Below are 1705 nucleotides of genomic sequence, written 5' to 3'. Positions count from 1 at the left end.
GGAAGCAACAGTGAAGCCCCGCGCGGCGCGCCGGCAGGCGTGCGGAGGCTTCCGTAATAGGTGATGCCGTCGGAAACGAATTCGACCTCGGACTCAGCTGACGGAAGCAGCGGCGCGTCGGTAGGGGCCGGCTGCGGCGGCACGTCGAGTTGGGCCGCCTCCGGCGGCACGTCGATCGGCGCCGCGTGCGCAACCGAGACGGAACCGCCGAACAGCATGAGAGAAGCAGTCGTTCCGGCAAGGATTCGCGTGGTCACCGACATGTGGGGCATGGTAACAAGCCGACGAGTGCGGGTGCTTTCACCGATCGTCGACTGCGAGCGTGACCAGCACCGCATCGACGGATTGCTCCGCCGCCGCACATCGACCGGCAGGTGTCGGAGTGACGTCGAGTTCGTCAGCAACGGTTCGGGAGATCGCTGCGCGGTATCGTTCCCCTGACACGTCGGGACGACAATGTAAGGGGCCGAAGATGGCGGGTGGACTCGTTGCATTGCTGGACGACGTTGCTGCGCTCGCGCGGTTGGCAGCGGCGTCCATCGACGACGTAGGCGCGGCGACGGGTAAGGCGACCGCAAAAGCTGCAGGCGTCGTCATCGACGATGCAGCAGTGACGCCGCAGTATGTTCGCGGACTGGCGGCCGAGCGTGAATTGCCGATCATCAAGCGGATCGCCATCGGCTCGCTGCGCAACAAGCTGCTGATCATTCTCCCCATCGCATTGCTGCTGAGCCAGTTCCTGCCGTGGCTGCTGACCCCGATTCTGATGCTCGGTGGTTGCTACCTCGCGTACGAGGCGATGCACAAGATCTGGGGTGCCATCTCGGGCCACGGCCATCACGACGAGGCGTCGGACGAGCCGAAAGACGAGGACAGTGTGGTCGCCGGTGCCGTACGCACCGATCTGATTCTGTCCGCCGAGATCATGGTCATCGCGCTGGACACCATCGCGGCAGAAGGCTTTTGGAACCGCCTGATCATTCTGGCCGTGGTCGCCGTCGTCATCACCGTCGTGGTGTACGGCGTGGTCGCGCTGATCGTGAAGATGGACGACATCGGACTCCGCCTGGCCGACACCAAGTCCGGTGCCGCGCGGAAGTTCGGCCGCGGACTCGTCAAGGGCATGCCGAAGGTGATGTCGTTTCTCAGCATCGTCGGTACGGCCGCCATGCTGTGGGTCGGCGGGCACATCCTGCTCGTCGGCATCGACGAGCTCGGCTTCCATCCGATCTACGACCTCGTGCACCACGGTGAAGAGATCGTCGGCGACGTCGCAGGCATCGGGCCGGTGCTTGCCTGGATCGTCAACACGATCGCATCCGCGATCCTCGGTGCAATCGTTGGCGCCATCGTTCTGGCCGCGCAACTCGGTATTTCGCGCATGCTCGGTAAGCGCAAGAAACCGCACCCGGATGCAGCAACGACGAACCACGCATCTTCGGACCACGCATCTTCGGACCATGCATCTTCGGACCATGCACCGACCGATCATGCTTCGACTGACCACGCACCGACGAACCACACTCCGGGAAACCCCGCTCCTTAGAGCGTGTCCTCCCTTTTCTGGGCCTGTGCACGTCAAAACGGTGCGGGGTCGTCGGTATCGGAGCGGCGGCCATCGGGGACACCTCTGTTGTCGGTGGCTTCGTCGTTCGGGACGTCGGCGCTCGCCGTTTCGTCTCGACACATGGTTCGTCGTTTTCGT

2 protein-coding genes and 1 pseudogene are annotated in these 1705 nt (G+C 63.9%); 1 reads left to right on the top strand and 2 read right to left on the bottom strand.

Annotated elements, in window-relative coordinates; all coding sequences use genetic code 11:
• Together WBQ44_RS09905 and WBQ44_RS09900 are read right to left on the bottom strand one after the other, a co-directional pair.
• Positions 1 to 263, bottom strand: a pseudogene (locus tag WBQ44_RS09905) (hypothetical protein); the annotation flags it as partial.
• A gap of 37 nt (positions 264 to 300) precedes the next feature.
• Entirely contained in the window at positions 301 to 444 is a 144-nt protein-coding gene (locus tag WBQ44_RS09900; RefSeq protein ID WP_495566530.1) for a hypothetical protein, read from the bottom strand.
• A gap of 28 nt (positions 445 to 472) precedes the next feature.
• Between WBQ44_RS09900 and WBQ44_RS09895 the strand changes: the two genes are divergently transcribed.
• On the top strand, positions 473 to 1546 hold the full coding sequence (locus WBQ44_RS09895) for a DUF808 domain-containing protein (protein WP_495566529.1): 1074 nt from the start codon (positions 473 to 475) through the stop codon (positions 1544 to 1546).
• Positions 1547 to 1705: the final 159 nt, after the last annotated feature.

Source organism: Rhodococcus sp. (in: high G+C Gram-positive bacteria) (assembly GCF_049591685.1).
In the GTDB taxonomy this organism is placed as follows: Bacteria; Actinomycetota; Actinomycetes; order Mycobacteriales; family Mycobacteriaceae; genus Rhodococcoides.
This window is presented reverse-complemented; position numbering and strand designations above follow the sequence as displayed.